Genomic DNA, 17,994 nt, shown 5'->3' with positions numbered 1-17,994 from the left:
AGCGGTTAGATGAAGTTGAACAGCAGGACGAGCGCACCCGCGGCGAAAAACCCTGCGGCGAACTCCCGCTTGGCAAAGCCGGGCCTCGGCGGTGCGGGCGGCAATCTGCCGACATTCGGCCTGAGATGATGATCGTCTCCTGCGGCGGAGTAACTGCGCCTGAAATCGATGCTGCGTACCGTAAGGGCCGCACGGGCGAGCGACGGCGCATCGGCCGCACCGGCAGCGATCGCCTGCAGAACGTCGCAGTAGAGCCGATCCTCTTCGACATGGGCCCGTTCCGGCAGATCGGCGATTTCGTCCACCAGCTCGGCGCGGCGACGAACGTCGCCTTCGGTCATGCCTGGCCCGACTACGTGCAGCTGCTTCAATTCTCACCACCCTTGAGCTCGACGACGTGAGTCCCGTCGCACGTCACCCGACCACGCCGCCCTAGCGCTCGCCCTTCAAACCGACGCTGAACGGCATGCGGCCCAAACTGACGGGTGCAGCTGCGACAGACGGTTTGGCATCGACGGTAACTTCCCGTTTCGGTGCAGCGGAACTGGATGCCGGAGCAGCAGCCTCGGCAACGGCGGCAGCCTTCTTCTCGGGTTGATCAGCCTTTCCTGGAGTAGCCTTCGCGGACGCGGCCAGGAGCTCGCGGTCAAGCTGGCCGGCGTTGGTTGCCTCGATAACGTCCTTGAAAAAGGCGACGGCGTCCTTGGGTTTGAGCGCGATCGCCTCATCGCCCGTAACGGCAATAACCTGCGACCCCAGCTTCGCGGTGATTACGACCTCGTCCGTGTAGCCATATTTGAGCCACGGGTGCCGCCCCTTGACGTTCAATGCCTGGACCGCCTTGTCGGCGGCACCTGAAAACTGCTTCCTCAGCCGCTCGGCCGTATTGTCCTTCTTGGGCCGGGTGAGCGCTGCCTTGACCCGCTCGGCGGCATTGCGCTGCTTCCACTTCTTAAGATCAACTGTCACGCCTTCTTCCCCTCCTCGGCGTTGGTGATGGCCGAATGCGGTCGGCACGATAGATGCAATTCGGTCCGGCTCGCAAGGTGAGGGAGTGTCTTGAGCGACGGGCACGAAAAAGGCGGCGGAGCTGGTGCAACGCCGCCTTCGTCTGGTGAGCTAGCTTGATGCTACGCGCTGGCTTCCATGCCGTGCTTCAGCTGGCTGATCTGGTCGTGGCCACTGCGCACCGACTGGTACACGCGCTCGACCACCGAGCGGCTTTCGGCGGTCAGCGCATCGCTGTTTAGCGCCGCCTCGAACTTCTCCTTGAGATAGTCTTCGCCGCGCTCGACCTCGTTGATGATCGCCTGGTCGTCGCGGCCCGTGACCGCCGCCTTTAGATCAAGGAAGCGCTGGTGGGTCTTGCCGAGGAAAGAGCCGTCATCCTCGGGGTTGCCGCCGAGGCGGCGGACTTCAGAACGGAGCTCTTCAACCGCCTGGTTGCGCTCGGTTGCGCGCTGGCGGAAAATTTCGGTGAAGCGGCTGCCGTCGGCATTGCTGGCGGCGTCCTCATAGCCAGTGACGCTGTCGATCAGCGTCGCGGTGAGGGTGTTCAAGGTCGTAACCTGGTCTTGGTCGGCCATGGTAAGCTCCTGTGGTGAATGGGTTTCGAAGCGCTCAACGCGCGAAAGCGGCAGGGGGTGCCTACAAATCGCGCACCGTGAATCGCAAAAGTTGCTCGCCTCACCGCTGAAAGGCCCATTGCGCTGACCGGCGGCTCCACTACTTGTCGTCACACCAACAGAGGGAGGATGTCGATGCGACTGCGACTGATGGGTGCGTGCCTGATGCTGAGCGTTTGGGGAGCGGCCCCGCTCCATGCACAACCGGCGCCGGTTTCGATCGCCGAGGCCTTGCAGGCCTCCTCCCGAAGCTCCGATAACGTCAAGCTCGACGCTGGCCGAAAGCCCGCCGACGTGCTGAACTTCATCGGGCTTCAGCCCGGCATGCGAGCAATCGATATGTTTGGCGCCAACCGCTACTGGTCGGAGATCATGGCGCCGGTGGTGGGTCAGGCGGGTCACGTCACCGTCTGGCAGCCGCGTCAGTTCCTCAACGAAGCGCGACAAAAGGAGTTCGCCGACTTTGCCGCGCGGCAAGGCAATGTGACGCTCCTGACGTCCCCGTTCGAACAGCCGCTGCTGGGAACCGAGGCTTATGACGCGCTGATCATGAACCTCGATTACCACGACGTTTATTGGCAGAATGCGGAACGCAAGATCCCGCAAATGAGCCCGGATGCGTGGCTTGCTCAATTGTTCAAGGCGATGAAGCCGGGGGCCGTCCTGGGCATCATCGACCATGCCGCCAACCCGGGCAGCGACACGCGGGAAGTGGTCGAAAAGTATCACCGGATCGATCCGGCGGTGGTCCGCGCCGATTTCGAGCGCGCCGGCTTCACCTTCGAAGGATCGAGCGACCTGCTGCGCAATCCAGCCGACGATCACCTCACCAACGTCTTCGATCCGAAGGTTCGAGGTCAGACCGACCGCTTCCTGTTCAAGTTCCGAAAGCCTGCTGCTTGACCCAAACCGCTTCGGCGGCGCCGTCCACGCGCCCGTTTCTTGTTCTTGCCGCACTTATCGCCGGCCTGCTGCTCGGAATGGCGGTGCTCGATGCGGGCGATGGCATTCGTGAGCCCGCGGTGCGGTGGCTTGGGGTGATCGGCAACCTGTGGCTGAACGCCCTCAAGATGACGGTCATTCCGTTGATGGTCGCGCTACTGGTAACGGGTGTTGCAAAGGGCGCCGACATGGCCCGGGCCGGGAGGGTTGCCGGGCGAACCGTCTTATGGATCGTCATCATCTGCACCGCATCCGCCATCATCGGCGCGGTGATGGTGAAATTGCTGACCGGCGCCTTCCCCTTGCCGGAAGCGGCGGCGGCAGGACTTCGCGCCGGGATCGCGGGCGTGGCAGGAACCGCGGCCAGCGCACCAATCCTCGGCGCGGCGGACTTTCTTAAATCGGTGATTCCCGACAATGTCATTGCCGTGGCGGCAAGCGGTGAGGTGCTGCCTTTGGTGGTCTTCGCCCTCCTTTTTGCCTTGGCCCTGTCGCGTATCGAGCCCGACCGCCGTGCCCTCGTCGTCAACTTCTTCGACGCGGTCGCCGATGCGCTGTTAGTGATCATCGCGTGGGTGCTGTGGATTGCACCGCTTGGCGTGTTCGCGCTCGCCTTCACGGTCGGTGCAAGCGCGGGCGGCGCTGCCTTCGCTGCTCTCGGCCACTACGTCCTCGTCCTATCGGTCATCGGCGCCCTGGTGACGATTATGGCCTATCCGCTTGCCGTGTTCGGCGGCGGGTTGAATCCACGGGCCTTCGCTCGCTGCATGATTGGGCCACAGTCCGTCGCTATCTCGACCCGATCGTCGCTTGCCTCGCTGCCGGCCATGCTGACCGCCGCGCAGGGACTCAACATCAGGGAGGGGACGGCGGGCGTCACACTGCCGATTTCCGTTGCATTGCTTCGGGCGACGGGGCCGGCGATGAACACCGCAGTCGCTTTCTACGTCGCGCACTGGTTGGGCCTTGAGCCGACTATGACCCAGATGGTCGCGGCTACCGCGGTCGGAGCCGTCATGAGCTACGGGGCGATCAGCCTGCCCGGTGAGGTCAGCTTTATCAGTTCAATCGGTCCGATAGCCATCGCGCTGGGCGTGCCGATCGAGCCGCTCGCACTGCTTGTCGCGGTGGAGATGGTGCCCGACATCTTCCGGACGCTCGGCAATGTGACCATGGATGTTGCAGTGGCGGCCGTGGTCGACCGCAGCGCGGAAGACTAGCGGCCCGCCATACTCCGCACCCGATCGGCGTAGAGCCTTCCGACGGGCTGCTCTTCCCCATCGGCAAGGCGGGCGATCCAGCGGCCTGAGGCGTTGCGCGTGAACCCCGTGATGAAGTCGCGACGGACGATCGCCGACCGGTGAAGACGCACGAACAATTCAGGGTTCAATCCTTCCTCCAGCGCTGCCATGCTGTGGTGGATGAGCCAGCTGCGTCGCCCGACGTGCAGGCGCATGTAATCGCGCTCCGCCGACACACGATCGACGTCGCGAGCGGCGATCCGCACGAGGCCGGTGAGGTCGGAAGCCCAGAATTCCTCGAGCCAGCGGGTGGCCTGCTTGGCCCCCCCTCGGTGCGCTGCCTCAGATAGGTTCGCGCCCGGTCGAGCGCGCGCTGAAGGCGAACCGGGTCGACCGGCTTCATTAGGTAGTCCACGGCCTCGACTTCGAAGGCGGCGACGGCGAACTGGTCGAAGGCGGTGACGAACACCACCGCGGGCGCGGGGGTCTGGCGGGCAAGCGCCCGGGCGACCGCAATGCCGTCGAGCCCTGGCATGGCAATGTCGAGCAGCAGAAGGTCGGGCTGCAGCGCCTCGCTCATGGACACGGCGGACTCGCCGTCGCCGGCGGTGCCGACCAGCGCCGCGCCCTCGCTTCGGGCAAGCAGCAATTGCAGCCGCTCCGCTGCCAGCGGCTCGTCATCCGCAATCAGGACCCGCAGCGAATCCTCAGCCACGGCGTTCCACCGGCATCGTCAGTGCAACCTTGTAGCCACCCTCCGTCATCGGTCCGAAGCGGCACTCGCCGCGGCGTCCGAACCGGGCCTGGAGGCGCTGAGAAACGTTGGATAGGCCAAGCCCGGTCCCTTCATGGGTTGCCGCGCCCAGGGCGTCCTTGCCGCCATGTTTCAGTCGATTGCTGATCTCCAGACACATTCGGCCATCGTCCATGGTCCGGGCGGCGATACTCACGACCACGGTCTTGCGCGTCGTCGACACGCCATACTTGATCGCATTCTCAACGATGGGCTGAAGGATCAGGGCGGGAAGCCGTGCCTGCTCGAGCTCCTCCGGAACGTCGATCTCGACCTGGAGCCGGTCGGGGAATCGGGCTTTCTCGATGTCGAGATAGAGCCGCTGGAGATCGATTTCCTCTGCCAGGGTGACGTCCGCGGTCGGGTCGAGCGACAAGGTCGAGCGGAAAAAGGTCGACAGTGCGAGCAGCATCGTTTCAGCACGGTCGCTGCGCCCCGTCATCACCAGCGAGGACAAGCTGTTCAGCGTGTTGAACAGGAAGTGCGGGTTGACCTGATAGCGGAGTGCCCGGACCTGCGCCGCCTGCGCGGCACCTTCCGCGTCGGCAGCGCGCTGCTGCGCTTCCAGCGCGTCCCGCTGTGCCACCATCGCCAGGTAGAACGCGCTCCACGCAGCGAAAAAGAATAACCACATGACGGCGAGATTGGCGGCGATCCGGAACTGCTTGGCGGAGTCGAGCTCGCTAAGACGGGGCAGGGTGACTTCGAGGGGCGCCTGCGACATCCGCTCGATACGCACCCGGCGGCCCTGCTCGACGATCACAAAGCCTTCGCGAGCCTGGTATCGCACCTGTTCCTTGCTGTCCGCCATGATCCGGTCGGCGAGCACCTGAAAACCGGACATGGCGCCCGCTGCCAGGAACGAGCCCGCGGCAGCGATCACGGCGCGGCGGGCAAGGCTTCGCCCGCGGCCGAACGCCGCCAGCGCAAGGTAGATAAGCGCAGTGAGAATGATCCCGAAGCCGATCAGCAGCAGGCGATTGCGAAGTTCCGTCACCGGATCGGTGCCGAGCCAGGCGCGCGCAACCACCGTGAGCGCGTAGAACACCCAGAAGCCCAGGATGGACTTGGCGGCAATCGGCCAGTCCGAAAGGCGATGTTCGGCACGGGTCAGTGGCAGCAACTGCATGGCGCCATATTCGTCGCTTGGATCCGGCGAGGCAAACCCCGGAAGCGCCGCTGGCAGAAATGCCGGCGCTGCCGGTCGAATGATTATCGTAAAGGCTGCGGAACGACGGCGGCGGGACGGTCGTTCTACTTCGAAAGGAGTTCAGGACTTCACCATGAGCAAGGACGAACAGAAGATTATTCCGCCCGCGGTTCATTCAGCGGCACCAAACAAGGATCTTGAGCAGGAGCTCAAGCGCAACCCCGACGATCTCGACCGCAAGGTCGACGTCGGCAGCGACGAGTCCATGGACGCGTCCGATCCGCCCGCCGCGGCGCAGCCAGGCCAGAGTGACGAGCCGGTGCCGTCGTCCGGCTTTCCCGGCTGATCTGGGGTGACGGATTAGTTATCCACAAGTTGCATGTATGTGACAGTTCGCCGCTCTGCGACGAACCGTGACACTTTCGTATTGCCGCAGGTCCCGCCCTCTGATTCAATCTGAATGGGGGGTGGGATTGTGGTTAAGTTTTGCGAAACCAAACCAACCGCATGATCCTACCTGGGCAAAAGGAGTCGGGTCATGATCACGCGGACCAGCCAGCCGGCCAGCGGCGCTATGCTGATCTCGGAAATGAAGGAATTTGCGGCCTTTTCTAAGGCTACGCAGCGCTACATTCGCCGGTCGCTCGACGTTGCCTACGGCCGCCGCGACGCGATGGAATGCTGGGCCCGCGACGAGGCCGAGGGCTCCTCGATCCGCGCGCAAGGCCGCCTCTACAAGCAGCTCGACTCGCTTCGCCAACATGTGCCGGACGACAGCGGCCTCGACATGATCGAGCCGTTCCTTGGAACATTGATCTCACTGTCGGCCTTCGACCTCGGTCAGGATCGCTTGCCGAACTTCGCGGCCTATCGCTTCCTGTACGAGCGCCTGATCGGTGCTGCGGCGCGCCCGTGGCTGCCCTCGGCCTTCTGCGCGGCGGCCGCCTTGCCGCACCTCCACCCGGATCGCCGTCGGACCTTGCTCCAGTCGATCAGCGAGAGCGCCGCCACGGCGCCGGGCTGGTCGAACCGGGAGCCCGCCTTCTGGCCGGAGTGGGTCGAGAAGGTCGATCTCAAGACCGCCGCTTAAGCCGGCGATCTCACCGACGGAAAGATGGGCGAAAGCTGGCGCAGGCTGTCGGCCGCGCTGGTGTGGTGAATGAAGATCATCCCCGCATCTTCATAGGCGGCCCGGTGCGTTTCCCGGTCGTCCACCAGCACGTCGCCGACATGCATGTGCCGATGCTTGTCGCGCGCCATGCAGGTGATGATGGGCACGCCCGGGAAGTGCTCGGCTGCCCAGCGAACCTTCTGCGGCGCTGCCCAGTTGCCTAGAGGAAGTCCGGTCAAAATCGTCGGATTGAGGTGTTTCACACCTTCGAACAGCTGATTCGCGTCCGCCATCTTCGGCAGGGTGCCATAGAAGTCCGGCGCGCGTTGGATCCGCTTCCAGAAGTCACGGTTGCCATGCCGGGCCTGAAACTGGGCGGCCGGCATGCCCAGCAGCCGCGATGCTGCCGTGTCGAAGTCGGCCAGCACGCCGTCGCAATCGAGAAATAGCCTCGGCACGTCAGAAACGCGCCGGGTTCAGGCTTACGGGAATGGGCTCCTCGAAGCGGCTCCACCCAAGATCCCGAAGCACATCGTTGCTCTCGCGCGCTTTGCGGCGGGGTCCGAGCGACCAGGTAATATGGTAAGTCGATCCGTCCGGACGATCGGTGGTCCCGTCCAGCTCGGCCACCAAACACTCCAGGCTCGTTCCGTCATCGGCCCGGCCGACGATCCGCGCGCGAACCCCTTGCGGAACTGGTGTGCCGGCGGTTGCGCCGCTTTTCAGCGTTACATGGTCGGCCACGACCCGTTCGTATCGCGGCGGGAATAGGTCGATCAGCCGGGCGCGCTCGTCGCTGGGGAGCTTCCAGCCAATTACCGTTCCAGGCTTCGCCATGAGTGCCCGACGCGAAAAGCGGGAGTCAGTTCCGCGCGGCGAGAGCGGCGACGATCTGCGCCGCCAGATCGCTCAGCGTATCGTCGCGGGCACCCATGATGACGATGCGGTCGCCAGGCCTCGCTTCGGCGATCAGCCTGTCGGCAATCGCCTGCCGCTTCGGGATGTGATCGGCTGATCGCCCGAGTTCGCATACCTTGCCGACCAGCCATTCCGATCCACGGCTTCGATCGACGGTGCCGCCCTGGTAAACGGGGTCAGGCATGTAGAGGCGGTCGTTTTCGCCAAGTCCGTCCGCAAAGCTTCGGGCGAGTTCGTCTCCCATTTTGGCGATTGGGCCATAGCCATGCGGCTGGAACATCACGAGCAGCCGTCCGGCTTGCGCCCGGAGCGCCGCCAAGGTCGCGTCGATCTTATCGGGATTGTGGCCGAAGTCGTCGATCACCGTCACGCCGCCAGCAGTACCAACCGTCTCGAGCCGGCGCTTCAAGCCCTGAAAGCTTGCCAGTGCTTCCGCGGCCTCCGCAACGGAGATGCCAAGCGCCAGAACGGCACCGATCGCCGCCAATGCGTTGGAGGCATTGTGACGGCCCGGCACGGCGAGCCGAACGGCATAAGCTTCTCCTTCGTGAACCAGGTCGAAGGTCGCTTCGCCCGGGGAAAGCCGAAGGTTGCGGCCGAGAAGGTCTGCGTCTGGGTGATCGAACGCGTAGGTGATACGCCGGCTTGGCTCCAACCTTTCGCCAAGCAGACGCGTTTCGGGGTCATCAAGGTTGATCACCGCTGTGGACGCCGCATTTAGGAAGCCGCCGAACAGCTCGCGAAGCTCGTCCATTTCCTTATGGTCCAGCGTCACGTTGTTCAGCACGGCTACCCCAGGCCGATATAGGGCGATGGACCCGTCGCTTTCATCCACCTCGCTGACGAACAGGCCGGGGTCGCCGACCAGTGCGCTTGCGAAAGGCGCATCGGCGCTGACGAAATTCTTCATCACCGCACCGTTCATCACCGTCGGCTTGCGGCCGAGAACATGCAGGATCCAGCCGATCATGCCGGTCACCGTCGACTTGCCGCTGGTTCCCCCGACCGCGACGCTTCGCTCCGCAGCGTTGAGCAATTGGGCCAGTAGCTGAGGCCGGGTGAGGTGAGGCAACCCTAGGGCGCGGGCGCGCACGACATCGGGAATGGTGTCCTCGACCGCTGCGGAGGTCACCAAGGTCATGCCCGCGTCCACGCCGGACCCGTCCTGCGGGAATAAGTCGATTCCCAGCGAGCGGAGATAATCGAACTTCGGCGCAAGCCGGCCGGCATCAAGCGCCCGGTCGGAGCCGAGAACGCGCGTGCCGTTGGCGCGCACGATGCACGCCAGGGGCAGCATGCCGCTGCCGCCGATGCCGCAGAAGAAGGTGGAATCCTGCATGGCGGGTGCACTATTGCGTGGGGCGGCGAAGACAAAGGGGAAAAGATGGTCCGGATCGCGGTTGTGGCGCCGAGCTGCACGCTGAAGCGGGAAGCGGCAGAGGCTGTCCAGGCGATCGCAAGCGCCCGGGGCGACTGCGAGCTGATGATCCACCCGCAAAGCTTCCTTTCCGAAGGCCACTTCGCGGGAAGCGATGCCGACCGGCTGGCGGCTTTGCGCGAGGTCATGGCCGATGAGTGCGTCGATGCGGTGTGGTTCGCGCGGGGCGGTTACGGGTCGAACCGGATTGCCGAAACCGCGGTAAAAGATTTGCCGAGCGCTGCGCGTACCAAAACTTACCTTGGCTATAGCGACGGCGGTTTCCTACTGGCCGGGTTGCACAAGGCAGGTGCCTCCGTGGCCCATGGGCCGATGGTTCAGGACGTCGTTCGCGAAGGCGGTCCGGCGGCGGTGAACCGCGCATTGGACTGGATGGTCCGCGGCGACCCCGACGCTCTCGAAGCGGGCGTGGATGGGCCTGCGCTGGCGTTTAACCTGACAGTATTATCCAACCTGCTGGGAACTTCGCTGGAGCCGGACTTCAGCGGAGCCGATCTGCTGGTCGAGGATGTCAGCGAACACCTCTACCGCATCGACCGGACCATGTTTCATCTTTCGTCCTCACCCAGCGTCCGCAAAGTGCGGAGACTGCGGCTCGGGCGGGTCAGCGACGTTCCCGACAATGATCCCGCGTTCGGCAGCGACGCCGAAGCGATCGTTCGCGATTGGTGCACCCGGTCGGGGATCCCGTTCGGCGGCTCGGCGGACATTGGCCACGACGCCGCAAACAAGGTCGTTCCATTCGGTCAATCCGGCTTTTGAACCATCTTCGTTGCTAAGGATTGCAAACGCCCCTCAGTTGCGCTCTACGAAGGGGAGAGACAACAGGAGGGCTTGAATGGCTAAATCTTCGACGGGGACCACCAGGAAAGCGGGCGGCGGACTGGCGCGTCCGGTTCAACCTTCGCCGGAACTGGCAGCGGTCGTCGGCAACGACCCGTTGCCGCGTAGCGAGGTGGTTTCCAAGGTTTGGGATCACATCCGCAAGAACAACCTGCAAAACCCTCAGAACAAGCGGGAAATCCTTGCGGACGACAAGCTGAAGAAGGTCTTCGGCAAGGATAGCTGCACCATGTTCGAGATGAACAAGCATCTGTCGAACCACCTCAAGTAGGATCCGGCCGCAAGGCCGTGACGAGAAGGGACTCGCGGAGACGCGGGTCCCTTTTTCGTTGGTGAACTAACGGCGGCGGTACTCGACTCGGCGCCGTCAGCGGCAGGCGCGCCAGCCGCCAGCACCCCGCTGCGCCTGATCGAGGTGCAGGTGATCGGCGTGAGCGCGATTGTAGTCGGGGGACAGCACCGTCGCGAACAGTGAGCATGCCCCGTCGCGAACGTCCCGGAGGAAGGCTGCCTTGTCGCCGGGCGTGGACCAGTCCTTGAGTACCGAAATGCGGCGGCCATCATCCAGGACAAAGCCGAGCACGTCGAAAGCGTCGGCGGTCGCATGTTCGCTGAAGGCGCCCTCCGATCGGTTGTAGAGGCGGCGGCAGCTGTAGCTTCCGGCATGAACGACCCGGGCGACCTCCGTTCCGAAACGACGTCGGGCCGCTGGTTGGATCACCTGTCTCTCCAGGATGAAGAGGCCGGCCGCAACCGGGCAGGAGGTGACTGGGCCGGCCGGGTCGTAGACGAGATCGGGTTCAGCAAGGCGCATGCCGTCGTCGTACCCGCACTGCGGTCCATCGCGCCGCGACGAAGCGGAAACAGCACGCGAGCCGGCCTGTTCCAGTAGGCTTCGGCACAAGGCCGTGTCCTCCGATAGCCCCGCGACCTTGCGGCCGGTGAATCGCCCGATCGGTTGAGTGAGACTGAGCTTGGTCCAGGGCACGTCCTGCGGATGATCGCGCACGAAGCGGGACCCAAACCACCAGATGGCGACCCCGGTCGCTATCAGTAGAAGCAGGCATCCGACGCCGCGCATCCTTTCAGGCACGCTTCACCCGGTCGATCGGATCGCGCGTGATTGGATAGCCGCGGCCCTCGGGAATGGTGACGAAGCGTTGGCCGTGCTGCACTTCTTCCGCGGCGGTGATCGGAATAAGAGGATGTGCAGCAACATGGTCAAGAATAGCGGTAAAGCTGTCAAACTGGGCCAACCTCTCCAGGTTCTTGCGGGTCGGGTAGATCAGCGCAGCTTGGCGCGCTTCCTCTTGGCGCAGCATCTCGCGTGCCGTGACCCAGCGGGCCGCGGTGCATTCCGTATCGATGATGTTCGGAACCCGGTCGCCGTCATTCATAAGCGCGACGAAGAAGGTGGTGTCGAATCGACGGCTGACTTCGAGCGGCGGTATCCAGCGGGCCAGAGGAATTAGCGCATTCAGAACCAGATCAAGCTCGTGACGGACAAGCACGGTTTCCAGGTCGTTGCCGTGAAGCAGTTCGTGCTGCATCTGCCGGGCGAGCTGAGGGGAGGGGGCTGGTTCGATCCCCACCGGGATGGCGCACTCTTCAAGGGTCTCCCGGATAGCTGCAAGCCGGAGGCTGTCGGCTTCGCCCAAGCCAAGGGCAGTGGCCAATGCGACATCGAGTGGATCGACGCGTCCGCCTGGAAACACCCAGGCCCCTGCCGCAAACGACATGCCGCCGGCCCGTTCCACCATCAGTATCTCAGGTGCGGACCCGCCGGTCTCCCGTATCAGGATCAGAGTCGCCGCGGGGATTGTCTCGTTTGACATTTCCGCCCGGTTACGAGGGCGCCCGCCAAAGAAAAAGGCCGCCGAAAGCCCGGCGGCCTTTCATCTTCGTCTAAAAGTAGGCGTCACATCCCGCTGACGTTCATCGCCTCGGCATCGGCATCGTCGACCGGAGCAGCCGTATTTTCCGGCGCTTCCTCGTTAAGCTGAGCGGCCTGGTTCCCGAGCGTCTCCATCTCAGCCGAGTTGGCCGCGTCGTTGGCCGCCTGCATCGACAGATCGTTGAGCTCGCTGGACTGGGCGGCATTCACGTCCGCTTCGTTGGTGGCGTCGCCGCTACCGCCGCAGCTTGCAAGCATCAGGCCGGCGGCGGCGATCATTGCGAAGGAAAAGCGCTTCATGATGGTGGTCGTCCCCTGCAGTGTTGAAATCCAAGCCGCGCATACCAGTCTTTGCGGCGGCAATTCCAGCCTGTTTCCTTCAGGGCACCGTCACGGCCTTGCCCCGCTCCGACCGAATCCCTATCTTCCACCTTGCCGGAGCAATCCGGCTACGTCGGTAGAGTATCGGGTGAAATAAGCGTTTCGGACCCGGGGGCAGTACCCCGGCGCCTCCACCACCAGCGGCAGACCTGGCCGTTGCTGATGGGGGCGAAATAGGATCGACGAGCGTGGTAAAGGCCTGGTTGCCGATCGGTATGAGACCACCGCGACGGCTCATTCACACAAGTGCCAACGATAACGAGGCTCTTGCTATTGCTGCGTAACTGATGGCCTTACGGTCCTAAGTTACAAAGACAAAAGCGCGGTCGGACCCCACCGGGCAACAGAAGGGGATTCCAGCGGCCTCCGAGGGAGCCGGGCAACAGAATCCCTCGGACCTTTCCCGAAGCGCAGGTACCAAGCCTCCACGTTCCTCATCGCCGCTTCAATTCGTCCCTGATCTCGGCGAGCAACTCGATCTCCGTCGGACCCGCGGGTGCGTCTGGCTCCCGCCGCGTCGCCTTGTTCGCGAACCGCACCAGCAGGAAGATGATGAAGGCCAGGATCAGGAAGTTTATCACCACGGTGACGAACTGCCCCCAGCCGAGGACCGCCACGCCGGCCTTCTTGAGATCCGCATAGCTTTGGGGATCGCCGGCGAAATCGGCCGGTACCGGTCCCAGCAGCGTGAAGTAGCTGGAGAAACCGAGTCCACCGAAGATCGCGCCGACCACCGGCATGATCATGTCTTCCGTGAGGCTGGTCGTGATGGTGGCGAAGGCGGCGCCAATGATCACCGCAACGGCCAGGTCCAGCACATTGCCCCGGGCGATAAAGGCTCGAAACTCGCTCAGCATAGGGTCTCCACTGTATTGCTGTCATAAAACAGCATATTGAAACCTTGCGGCTGCCCTCATAGTTATACGCAACGCGACGCATGGAGGGATGAATGACCGCAGTTCGACGCCTTGGCCTGTTTGCACCGTTGGTGGCGCTTTCGCTAGCCGGTTGTGGCCTCAACAGCGTGCCAACCGCCGAGGAGCAGGTGAATGCCGCCTGGGGCAACCTCCAGAGCGAATATCAGCGCCGCTCGGACCTCATTCCCAACCTCGTCAACACGGTGAAGGGCGCCGCCCAGCAGGAGAAGAGCGTATTGGTCGAGGTGACCAACGCCCGCGCCAATGCCAGCCGGATCCAGCTCAGCCCCGGGGATCTCGACGATCCCGCAAAGGTGCGCAACTTCAACGAAGCGCAGAACCAGATCACGATGTCGCTCCAGCGGCTGCAGGAGGCATATCCGGAGCTGAAGACCAACCAGAACTTCCTGACGTTGCAAAGCCAGATCGAGAGCACGGAAAACAGCATTCTCGTCGGTCGGCGCGATTATAACGAGGCGGTGCAGGGCTATAACACCCGCATCCGAACCTTCCCCGACGCAATCGGTGCCAAGATCTTCTACGGCGCCAAGCCCAAGGTACCGTTCGAGGCGGCAGCCGGGGCGCAGAACGCGCCAACGGTCGATTTCAACGCGAGCTGATCGACATCCACCGCAGTCATCGCGAGGAGCGCAGCGACGTGGCGATCCACCGAAGAGTTCTGGATTGCCTAGCTGCGCTCGCGGTGACGCTGTTGATGTTCGCGGCTGCCCCCGCGTCGGCGCAGACTTTCCCGGAGCGCGGCACCAGCCCGGTCGTTGACCAGGCGGACCTGCTCCGGCCGGAGCAGGAACTCGACCTCAAGTCGAAGTCCGAAGCGCTGTTTGCCCAAACAGGGCGGCAATTCGTCGTAGCGACGGTAAACAGCCTCGAAGGGCGCACGATCGAAGATTACGGCTACCGCCTGGGCCGATATTGGAAGCTCGGTGACGAGAAGCGCGACGACGGCGTCATCCTGCTGGTCGCCCCCAATGAGAAGAAGGTCCGAATCGAGACCGGCTATGGTGCCCGCGTCTTCCTGACCGACGCCGTGTCGAGCGTGATCATCCGCAACGCCATCCTTCCGCGGTTTAGGGAAGGGGACATGGCGGGCGGTGTGATCGCGGGCGCTGACGAGATCATCAAGACGATCAGCCTGCCTCCGGACCAAGCCGCCAAGAACGCAGCGCAGGCACAGGTGCAGCAGGAACAGCGTCAGCGATCGAACGGCCGGGGCGGTTTTCCGTTTTTCTTCCTGATCCTGATCTTCTTCTTCGTGATCCTTCCGCTGCTGCGTGCTGCGGGTGGGCGGAAGCGCAGATATCGTCGCGGGCGCGGCGGCGTGGACCCTTGGGTCGTGCTGTGGGGCCTTAATGAATTCAGCCGGTCGTCCCGCGGCGGCGGTTGGGGCGGCGGAGGATTTGGCGGCGGTGGCGGCGGCTGGGGAGGAGGCGGTGGCGGCGGCTTCTCCGGCGGCGGCGGCTCGTTCGGCGGCGGGGGCGCATCAGGGGGATGGTGATGAACCTTAGTGAGGCCGACCACGCGCGGGTGAGTGCCGCCATCGCGGCCGCCGAGGCGAAGAGCAACGGCGAAATTCTGGCGATCAGCGCCGACCGGAGCGACGCCTACCATGACGTCGGACTGCATTATGCGGTCCTGATACTCTTCCTGACCCTGGCCAGCGTCGCGGTGTGGCCGTGGCTGCTCGATTTGGGCTGGACCTTGCTCAGAGGCTGGAGCGTGCCCCCGACCATGCGCGAGCTTTTGACCCTTCTTCTCGGCCTTGCGTTGCTGAAATTCTTGGTTGCGCTCTACATAATGAAGTGGATGCCGCTTCGGCTAGCCCTGACACCGGGCGCGACTAAGACGCGGCGGGTACGTCGCCGGGCCGTCGCACTGTTCAAGGCGGCGACCGAACGAAGGACCGTGGGCCGGACAGGAGTCCTTATCTACCTGTCCGAAGGCGAGCACCGCGCCGAGATCGTCGCCGATGAGGCGATCACCGCCGTCACCACACCCGACACCTGGGGCGAGGCGATGGCGGCACTGATCGTCGAGGTTAAGGCGGGCCGTCCCGCCGACGGGATCATTGCCGCGATCGAGCGCGTTGGGACGGTGTTGGCAGATCATTTCCCCCGCTCGGACGACGATCAGAACGAGATTCCGGACAAGCTCATCGAACTATGATCGAAGATTCAGACAAGCCCGTCGAAGTGATGTGGGCGGGCAAATATGTTCGCGCGCTCCGTCGCGGCCGTTGGGAATATGTCAGCCGCACCAACGACGTGCGCGCCGTGGTCATCCTCGCCGAAACGGAGGGCAAGGTGATCCTGATCGAGCAGTTCCGGATGCCGGTCGGAGGGCGCTGCATCGAGCTGCCCGCAGGCCTCGTCGGCGACGAGGATCGCAACGCCACTGTCGAAGGCACAGCGGTCAAGGAGCTGGAGGAAGAGACCGGCTACACCGGCACATCCGTCACGCGCCTGGGCGACTTTCACGCCTCCCCAGGCATGGTCACCGAAAGCTTCAGCCTGGTTCGGGTCGAAGGCGTGACAAAGTCGGGCGAAGGAGGCGGCACCGAGCATGAGGACATCAAGGTTCACTTGGTCGCCCGCGCCGACATTCCGGCCTTCCTTGAACAGAAACGCGTCGAAGGCTGCGCAGTCGACGTGAAGCTGCTCCTGTTCCTGAACTTCTAGCCGGACGAGGTTGATCATGCGTCTTCTTGTTTCGACGATCATCGTTTTGACGCTCGCTGGCTGCGTCTCGCCGGCCGCCGAGCGTCAGGCCGCGATCGACATAGGGGCGGACGCGGCCGCCGACCTCGACAAGCAGGGTGCAGAAGCGCCGGCGACGACGAGTCCGGCACCAAATAAGTAAGCTCAAGCTTAAGCCTACTGATCTTTCCGGCCGGCTGAACCTGTTCAGCCTGGGTGCGTTCTGCGGTTCATGGCCCGGCTGATCCACCTGTCCGACCTCCACTTCGGAGCTCATGACGACCGCCTTGTCGAAGCGGTTGCTGTCCGAATCGATGAAGAGAAGCCCGACCTGGTGGTCGCATCGGGCGACTTCACCCAGCGCGCCCGTACCGAACAGTTCGAACAGGCCTGCGCCTTCCTCGGGCGATTGCGCGATTCTGGCCACGACGTGCTCGCGGTCCCCGGCAATCACGACATCCCGCTCTATGACGTCTTTCGCCGCTTCCTGTCGCCGCTGACCCGCTACAAGCGTTACATCGACGATACGCTGTGCCCCTCGTTCGACCTGCCGGGCGTTGCCGTGCTCGGCATCAACACGGCGCGGTCGCTGACCTTCAAGGATGGCCGGATCAGCCACGAGCAGATCGATTTCGTGCGCGAAAGCTTCTCGCGGACCAATCCTGATTGGACGCGGGTACTGGTCACCCATCATCCATTGTTCGCGCTGCCGGTCGGCGATGGGCCGGAGCTTGGCCGTGCCATCGGGCGGCAGGAGTTGGCGCTCGACGCGGTGGAGGAACTTGGGGTCGATCTGGTTCTCGCCGGCCATAATCATCGTGCCTCGTCGCAGGACGCCAGCGACCTCGTGACCCGCGCGGGCGGTACCCTTGTCGTCCAGGCCGGCACGGCAACGTCCGTTCGCGTTCGCGACGAGGAGCAGAGCTTCAATCGGATCGAGATCGAGGGCGACGAGATCGTCCTAACCGTTTTCGGCTGGGCCGGCGACCGCTTCGAGGCGCAGCAGGCCAAGCGCTACCGCAGGCAGGACGGCAAGTGGCGCGCGGGGATCGATGCCCCGGTGGTCGACGAGGTCCACTGACCTTTTCGCGCGCTAAGCGGCGCCCTACAGCATGCCCATGACGACATTGGCAGACATGGGCTTCGACCTCGACGACTTCCTGACGCGAACGCTTGCTGAGGATCTCGGGGCAGGTGGGGACGTGACCTCCGCCGCCACCATCCCCGCAGATGCACGGTTCGACGCGGTCATGCGTTCGCGGGAGCCGATCACGGTTGCGGGGATCGGCATCGCCGCGGCATTCTTTCGCAGGCTGGATGAGACCGTCAGCATCCAGGTCGCCTTCGATGACGGCGAGCAAGCGGAGCGCGGCGCGGTGCTGATGCGGCTGCAGGGCAATGCCCGCGCGATGCTCACTGCCGAGCGGTCGGCGCTCAATACGCTCCAGCATCTGTCGGGCATTGCTACAATGGCGCGGCGTTACGTTGACGCGATCGCCGGGACAGGCGCGGTCCTGCTCGACACCCGCAAGACGGTTCCGGGCCTGCGATTGGTTGAAAAATATGCTGCGCGGATGGGCGGGGCGCAGAACCATCGCCTGCGCCTCGACGACGGCGTCCTGATCAAGGACAATCATGTCGCGGTGTGTGGCGGCGTTGCCGAGGCGGTACGCGCCGCAAGGGCCGCCAACACCGGCCTTCAGGTGCAGGTCGAGGTCGATCGCATCGGCCAGATCGAGCCGGCGCTTGCCGCCGGCGCCGATCGACTGTTGCTCGACAATATGGCTCCAGCATTGCTTCGCGAGGCGGTTGCGCTGGTGAACGGACGCGTTCCGCTGGAGGCAAGCGGCGGAGTCAATCTCGACACCATAAGCGCGATCGCGGAAACGGGGGTCAACTTCATCTCCGTCGGCCGTATCACCCAGTCGGCACCGGCCGTGGACATCGGCCTCGATTACGTGCTGTCGCCAAGCTGACGGCGCCATTCACGCCCACGACAGGGGCAAACGCGCACACCATTCCTCACA

At 63.9% G+C, this 17,994-nt stretch carries 26 protein-coding genes and 1 other RNA gene; 14 read left to right on the top strand and 13 right to left on the bottom strand.

Annotated features, from left to right (window positions below; all coding sequences use genetic code 11):
* Window positions 1-5 precede the first annotated feature (5 nt).
* The 3 genes from G7077_RS02410 to G7077_RS02400 form a co-directional block, all read right to left on the bottom strand.
* On the bottom strand, window positions 6-341 hold the full coding sequence (locus G7077_RS02410) for a hypothetical protein (RefSeq protein WP_166410331.1): 336 nt from the start codon (window positions 339-341) through the stop codon (window positions 6-8).
* Window positions 342-432: 91 nt separating this feature from the next.
* Window positions 433-969 (bottom strand): hypothetical protein, encoded by a 537-nt coding sequence (locus G7077_RS02405; protein WP_166410330.1) that lies wholly within the window; start codon window positions 967-969, stop codon window positions 433-435.
* Between the two features lie 161 nt (window positions 970-1,130).
* Window positions 1,131-1,586, bottom strand: coding sequence for a PA2169 family four-helix-bundle protein (locus G7077_RS02400; protein ID WP_166410329.1), 456 nt, complete (start codon window positions 1,584-1,586; stop codon window positions 1,131-1,133).
* Between the two features lie 168 nt (window positions 1,587-1,754).
* Here G7077_RS02400 and G7077_RS02395 point away from each other — a divergent pair, with 168 nt between their 5' ends.
* Both G7077_RS02395 and G7077_RS02390 read left to right on the top strand, forming a co-directional pair.
* A complete protein-coding gene (locus G7077_RS02395) occupies window positions 1,755-2,528 on the top strand; it encodes a class I SAM-dependent methyltransferase (protein ID WP_166410328.1) in 774 nt (257 codons plus the stop codon).
* Window positions 2,525-3,787 carry a dicarboxylate/amino acid:cation symporter gene (locus G7077_RS02390; protein WP_246167317.1) on the top strand — a complete coding sequence of 421 codons (1,263 nt, stop codon included), beginning with the start codon at window positions 2,525-2,527 and terminating at the stop codon, window positions 3,785-3,787. The genes G7077_RS02395 and G7077_RS02390 overlap by 4 nt, the downstream gene beginning before the upstream one ends.
* Here the strand turns inward: G7077_RS02390 and G7077_RS14370 are convergent.
* Genes G7077_RS14370 through G7077_RS02380 form a run of 3 tightly spaced genes read right to left on the bottom strand, consistent with a single transcriptional unit; the run spans window position 3,784 to window position 5,730 of the window.
* Window positions 3,784-4,023 (bottom strand): LytTR family DNA-binding domain-containing protein, encoded by a 240-nt coding sequence (locus G7077_RS14370; protein WP_343040006.1) that lies wholly within the window; start codon window positions 4,021-4,023, stop codon window positions 3,784-3,786. The genes G7077_RS02390 and G7077_RS14370 overlap by 4 nt on opposite strands.
* Window positions 3,954-4,523, bottom strand: a complete 570-nt coding sequence (locus G7077_RS02385) for a LytR/AlgR family response regulator transcription factor (RefSeq protein ID WP_343040005.1) — start codon at window positions 4,521-4,523, stop codon at window positions 3,954-3,956. The genes G7077_RS14370 and G7077_RS02385 overlap by 70 nt, the downstream gene beginning before the upstream one ends.
* Complete coding sequence (locus tag G7077_RS02380; protein WP_166410327.1) at window positions 4,516-5,730, bottom strand: sensor histidine kinase; 1,215 nt, start codon at window positions 5,728-5,730, stop codon at window positions 4,516-4,518. The genes G7077_RS02385 and G7077_RS02380 overlap by 8 nt, the downstream gene beginning before the upstream one ends.
* A gap of 154 nt (window positions 5,731-5,884) precedes the next feature.
* On the opposite strand from G7077_RS02380, the gene G7077_RS02375 reads away from it, so the two are divergent.
* Both G7077_RS02375 and G7077_RS02370 read left to right on the top strand, forming a co-directional pair.
* On the top strand, window positions 5,885-6,097 hold the full coding sequence (locus G7077_RS02375) for a hypothetical protein (RefSeq protein WP_166410326.1): 213 nt from the start codon (window positions 5,885-5,887) through the stop codon (window positions 6,095-6,097).
* A 192-nt stretch (window positions 6,098-6,289) separates the two neighbouring features.
* Window positions 6,290-6,841, top strand: coding sequence for a hypothetical protein (locus tag G7077_RS02370; protein ID WP_425505296.1), 552 nt, complete (start codon window positions 6,290-6,292; stop codon window positions 6,839-6,841).
* Here G7077_RS02370 and G7077_RS02365 read toward each other — a convergent pair.
* Genes G7077_RS02365 through G7077_RS02355 form a run of 3 tightly spaced genes read right to left on the bottom strand, consistent with a single transcriptional unit; the run spans window position 6,838 to window position 9,119 of the window.
* Window positions 6,838-7,290, bottom strand: coding sequence for a 5' nucleotidase, NT5C type (locus G7077_RS02365; protein WP_246167314.1), 453 nt, complete (start codon window positions 7,288-7,290; stop codon window positions 6,838-6,840). The two genes, G7077_RS02370 and G7077_RS02365, sit on opposite strands and share 4 nt — an antisense overlap.
* A 31-nt stretch (window positions 7,291-7,321) precedes the next feature.
* Window positions 7,322-7,699 carry a hypothetical protein gene (locus G7077_RS02360; RefSeq protein WP_166410324.1) on the bottom strand — a complete coding sequence of 126 codons (378 nt, stop codon included), beginning with the start codon at window positions 7,697-7,699 and terminating at the stop codon, window positions 7,322-7,324.
* 25 nt (window positions 7,700-7,724) lie between these two features.
* Entirely contained in the window at window positions 7,725-9,119 is a 1,395-nt protein-coding gene (locus G7077_RS02355; protein ID WP_166410323.1) for a UDP-N-acetylmuramate--L-alanine ligase, read from the bottom strand.
* 45 nt (window positions 9,120-9,164) lie between these two features.
* Between G7077_RS02355 and G7077_RS02350 the strand changes: the two genes are divergently transcribed.
* Together G7077_RS02350 and G7077_RS02345 are read left to right on the top strand one after the other, a co-directional pair.
* Window positions 9,165-9,980 (top strand): LD-carboxypeptidase, encoded by an 816-nt coding sequence (locus G7077_RS02350; RefSeq protein WP_166410322.1) that lies wholly within the window; start codon window positions 9,165-9,167, stop codon window positions 9,978-9,980.
* Between the two features lie 76 nt (window positions 9,981-10,056).
* On the top strand, window positions 10,057-10,332 hold the full coding sequence (locus G7077_RS02345) for an SWIB/MDM2 domain-containing protein (protein WP_166410321.1): 276 nt from the start codon (window positions 10,057-10,059) through the stop codon (window positions 10,330-10,332).
* A 96-nt stretch (window positions 10,333-10,428) separates the two neighbouring features.
* On the opposite strand, the gene G7077_RS02340 is transcribed toward G7077_RS02345, so the two are convergent.
* The 3 genes from G7077_RS02340 to G7077_RS02330 all read right to left on the bottom strand — a co-directional run bounded on the left by G7077_RS02340 (window position 10,429) and on the right by G7077_RS02330 (window position 12,255).
* Window positions 10,429-11,142, bottom strand: coding sequence for an extensin-like domain-containing protein (locus tag G7077_RS02340; protein WP_166410320.1), 714 nt, complete (start codon window positions 11,140-11,142; stop codon window positions 10,429-10,431).
* Between the two features lie 4 nt (window positions 11,143-11,146).
* Window positions 11,147-11,821 (bottom strand): NUDIX hydrolase, encoded by a 675-nt coding sequence (locus G7077_RS02335; RefSeq protein ID WP_246167470.1) that lies wholly within the window; start codon window positions 11,819-11,821, stop codon window positions 11,147-11,149.
* Window positions 11,822-11,979: 158 nt separating this feature from the next.
* The gene (locus G7077_RS02330; RefSeq protein WP_166410318.1) at window positions 11,980-12,255 is read right to left on the bottom strand and encodes a hypothetical protein; all 276 of its coding nucleotides are present in this window, start codon (window positions 12,253-12,255) and stop codon (window positions 11,980-11,982) included.
* Window positions 12,256-12,349: 94 nt separating this feature from the next.
* Here G7077_RS02330 and ssrA point away from each other — a divergent pair.
* Window positions 12,350-12,694: a transfer-messenger RNA gene (gene ssrA, locus G7077_RS02325) on the top strand.
* A 76-nt stretch (window positions 12,695-12,770) separates the two neighbouring features.
* Here the strand turns inward: ssrA and mscL are convergent.
* Window positions 12,771-13,193 (bottom strand): large conductance mechanosensitive channel protein MscL, encoded by a 423-nt coding sequence (gene mscL, locus G7077_RS02320; protein ID WP_166410317.1) that lies wholly within the window; start codon window positions 13,191-13,193, stop codon window positions 12,771-12,773.
* Between the two features lie 92 nt (window positions 13,194-13,285).
* Between mscL and G7077_RS02315 the strand changes: the two genes are divergently transcribed.
* The 7 genes from G7077_RS02315 to nadC all read left to right on the top strand — a co-directional run bounded on the left by G7077_RS02315 (window position 13,286) and on the right by nadC (window position 17,943).
* Window positions 13,286-13,873 (top strand): LemA family protein, encoded by a 588-nt coding sequence (locus tag G7077_RS02315; RefSeq protein ID WP_166410316.1) that lies wholly within the window; start codon window positions 13,286-13,288, stop codon window positions 13,871-13,873.
* Window positions 13,874-13,917: 44 nt separating this feature from the next.
* A complete protein-coding gene (locus G7077_RS02310) occupies window positions 13,918-14,769 on the top strand; it encodes a TPM domain-containing protein (RefSeq protein WP_425505310.1) in 852 nt (283 codons plus the stop codon).
* On the top strand, window positions 14,763-15,437 hold the full coding sequence (locus G7077_RS02305) for a TPM domain-containing protein (protein ID WP_166410315.1): 675 nt from the start codon (window positions 14,763-14,765) through the stop codon (window positions 15,435-15,437). The genes G7077_RS02310 and G7077_RS02305 overlap by 7 nt, the downstream gene beginning before the upstream one ends.
* Window positions 15,434-15,949 carry an NUDIX hydrolase gene (locus tag G7077_RS02300; RefSeq protein WP_166410314.1) on the top strand — a complete coding sequence of 172 codons (516 nt, stop codon included), beginning with the start codon at window positions 15,434-15,436 and terminating at the stop codon, window positions 15,947-15,949. Before G7077_RS02305 ends, G7077_RS02300 begins: the two co-directional genes overlap by 4 nt.
* Before the next feature lie 16 nt (window positions 15,950-15,965).
* Window positions 15,966-16,130: a hypothetical protein gene (locus G7077_RS02295; RefSeq protein WP_166410313.1), complete on the top strand. Its 165-nt coding sequence runs from the start codon at window positions 15,966-15,968 to the stop codon at window positions 16,128-16,130.
* Window positions 16,131-16,199: 69 nt separating this feature from the next.
* Window positions 16,200-17,048 (top strand): metallophosphoesterase family protein, encoded by an 849-nt coding sequence (locus G7077_RS02290; protein WP_166410312.1) that lies wholly within the window; start codon window positions 16,200-16,202, stop codon window positions 17,046-17,048.
* A 37-nt stretch (window positions 17,049-17,085) separates the two neighbouring features.
* Window positions 17,086-17,943 carry a carboxylating nicotinate-nucleotide diphosphorylase gene (gene nadC / locus G7077_RS02285; RefSeq protein ID WP_166410311.1) on the top strand — a complete coding sequence of 286 codons (858 nt, stop codon included), beginning with the start codon at window positions 17,086-17,088 and terminating at the stop codon, window positions 17,941-17,943.
* The last annotated feature ends 51 nt before the right edge of the window (window positions 17,944-17,994 follow it).

The organism is Sphingomonas piscis (assembly GCF_011300455.1).
GTDB classification, from domain to species: domain Bacteria; phylum Pseudomonadota; class Alphaproteobacteria; order Sphingomonadales; family Sphingomonadaceae; genus Sphingomicrobium; species Sphingomicrobium piscis.
The sequence above is the reverse complement of the archived record's forward strand: the minus strand, read 5'-3'. Positions and strand labels throughout refer to the sequence as shown.

Excerpts from the sequence above, each read along its gene's own strand:
- G7077_RS02410 (WP_166410331.1), bottom strand. The coding sequence starts at position 341 with ATGACCGAAGGCGACGTTCGTCGCCGCGCCGAGCTGGTGGACGAAATC.
- G7077_RS02400 (WP_166410329.1), bottom strand. The coding sequence starts at position 1,586 with ATGGCCGACCAAGACCAGGTTACGACCTTGAACACCCTCACCGCGACG.
- G7077_RS02395 (WP_166410328.1), top strand. The coding sequence starts at position 1,755 with ATGTCGATGCGACTGCGACTGATGGGTGCGTGCCTGATGCTGAGCGTT.
- G7077_RS14370 (WP_343040006.1), bottom strand. The coding sequence starts at position 4,023 with ATGCGCCTGCACGTCGGGCGACGCAGCTGGCTCATCCACCACAGCATG.
- G7077_RS02380 (WP_166410327.1), bottom strand. The coding sequence starts at position 5,730 with ATGCAGTTGCTGCCACTGACCCGTGCCGAACATCGCCTTTCGGACTGG.
- G7077_RS02375 (WP_166410326.1), top strand. The coding sequence starts at position 5,885 with ATGAGCAAGGACGAACAGAAGATTATTCCGCCCGCGGTTCATTCAGCG.
- G7077_RS02370 (WP_425505296.1), top strand. The coding sequence starts at position 6,290 with ATGATCACGCGGACCAGCCAGCCGGCCAGCGGCGCTATGCTGATCTCG.
- G7077_RS02360 (WP_166410324.1), bottom strand. The coding sequence starts at position 7,699 with ATGGCGAAGCCTGGAACGGTAATTGGCTGGAAGCTCCCCAGCGACGAG.
- G7077_RS02355 (WP_166410323.1), bottom strand. The coding sequence starts at position 9,119 with ATGCAGGATTCCACCTTCTTCTGCGGCATCGGCGGCAGCGGCATGCTG.
- G7077_RS02350 (WP_166410322.1), top strand. The coding sequence starts at position 9,165 with ATGGTCCGGATCGCGGTTGTGGCGCCGAGCTGCACGCTGAAGCGGGAA.
- G7077_RS02345 (WP_166410321.1), top strand. The coding sequence starts at position 10,057 with ATGGCTAAATCTTCGACGGGGACCACCAGGAAAGCGGGCGGCGGACTG.
- G7077_RS02340 (WP_166410320.1), bottom strand. The coding sequence starts at position 11,142 with ATGCGCGGCGTCGGATGCCTGCTTCTACTGATAGCGACCGGGGTCGCC.
- G7077_RS02335 (WP_246167470.1), bottom strand. The coding sequence starts at position 11,821 with ATGGTGGAACGGGCCGGCGGCATGTCGTTTGCGGCAGGGGCCTGGGTG.
- G7077_RS02330 (WP_166410318.1), bottom strand. The coding sequence starts at position 12,255 with ATGAAGCGCTTTTCCTTCGCAATGATCGCCGCCGCCGGCCTGATGCTT.
- mscL (WP_166410317.1), bottom strand. The coding sequence starts at position 13,193 with ATGCTGAGCGAGTTTCGAGCCTTTATCGCCCGGGGCAATGTGCTGGAC.
- G7077_RS02315 (WP_166410316.1), top strand. The coding sequence starts at position 13,286 with ATGACCGCAGTTCGACGCCTTGGCCTGTTTGCACCGTTGGTGGCGCTT.
- G7077_RS02305 (WP_166410315.1), top strand. The coding sequence starts at position 14,763 with ATGGTGATGAACCTTAGTGAGGCCGACCACGCGCGGGTGAGTGCCGCC.
- G7077_RS02300 (WP_166410314.1), top strand. The coding sequence starts at position 15,434 with ATGATCGAAGATTCAGACAAGCCCGTCGAAGTGATGTGGGCGGGCAAA.
- G7077_RS02295 (WP_166410313.1), top strand. The coding sequence starts at position 15,966 with ATGCGTCTTCTTGTTTCGACGATCATCGTTTTGACGCTCGCTGGCTGC.
- G7077_RS02290 (WP_166410312.1), top strand. The coding sequence starts at position 16,200 with ATGGCCCGGCTGATCCACCTGTCCGACCTCCACTTCGGAGCTCATGAC.
- nadC (WP_166410311.1), top strand. The coding sequence starts at position 17,086 with ATGACGACATTGGCAGACATGGGCTTCGACCTCGACGACTTCCTGACG.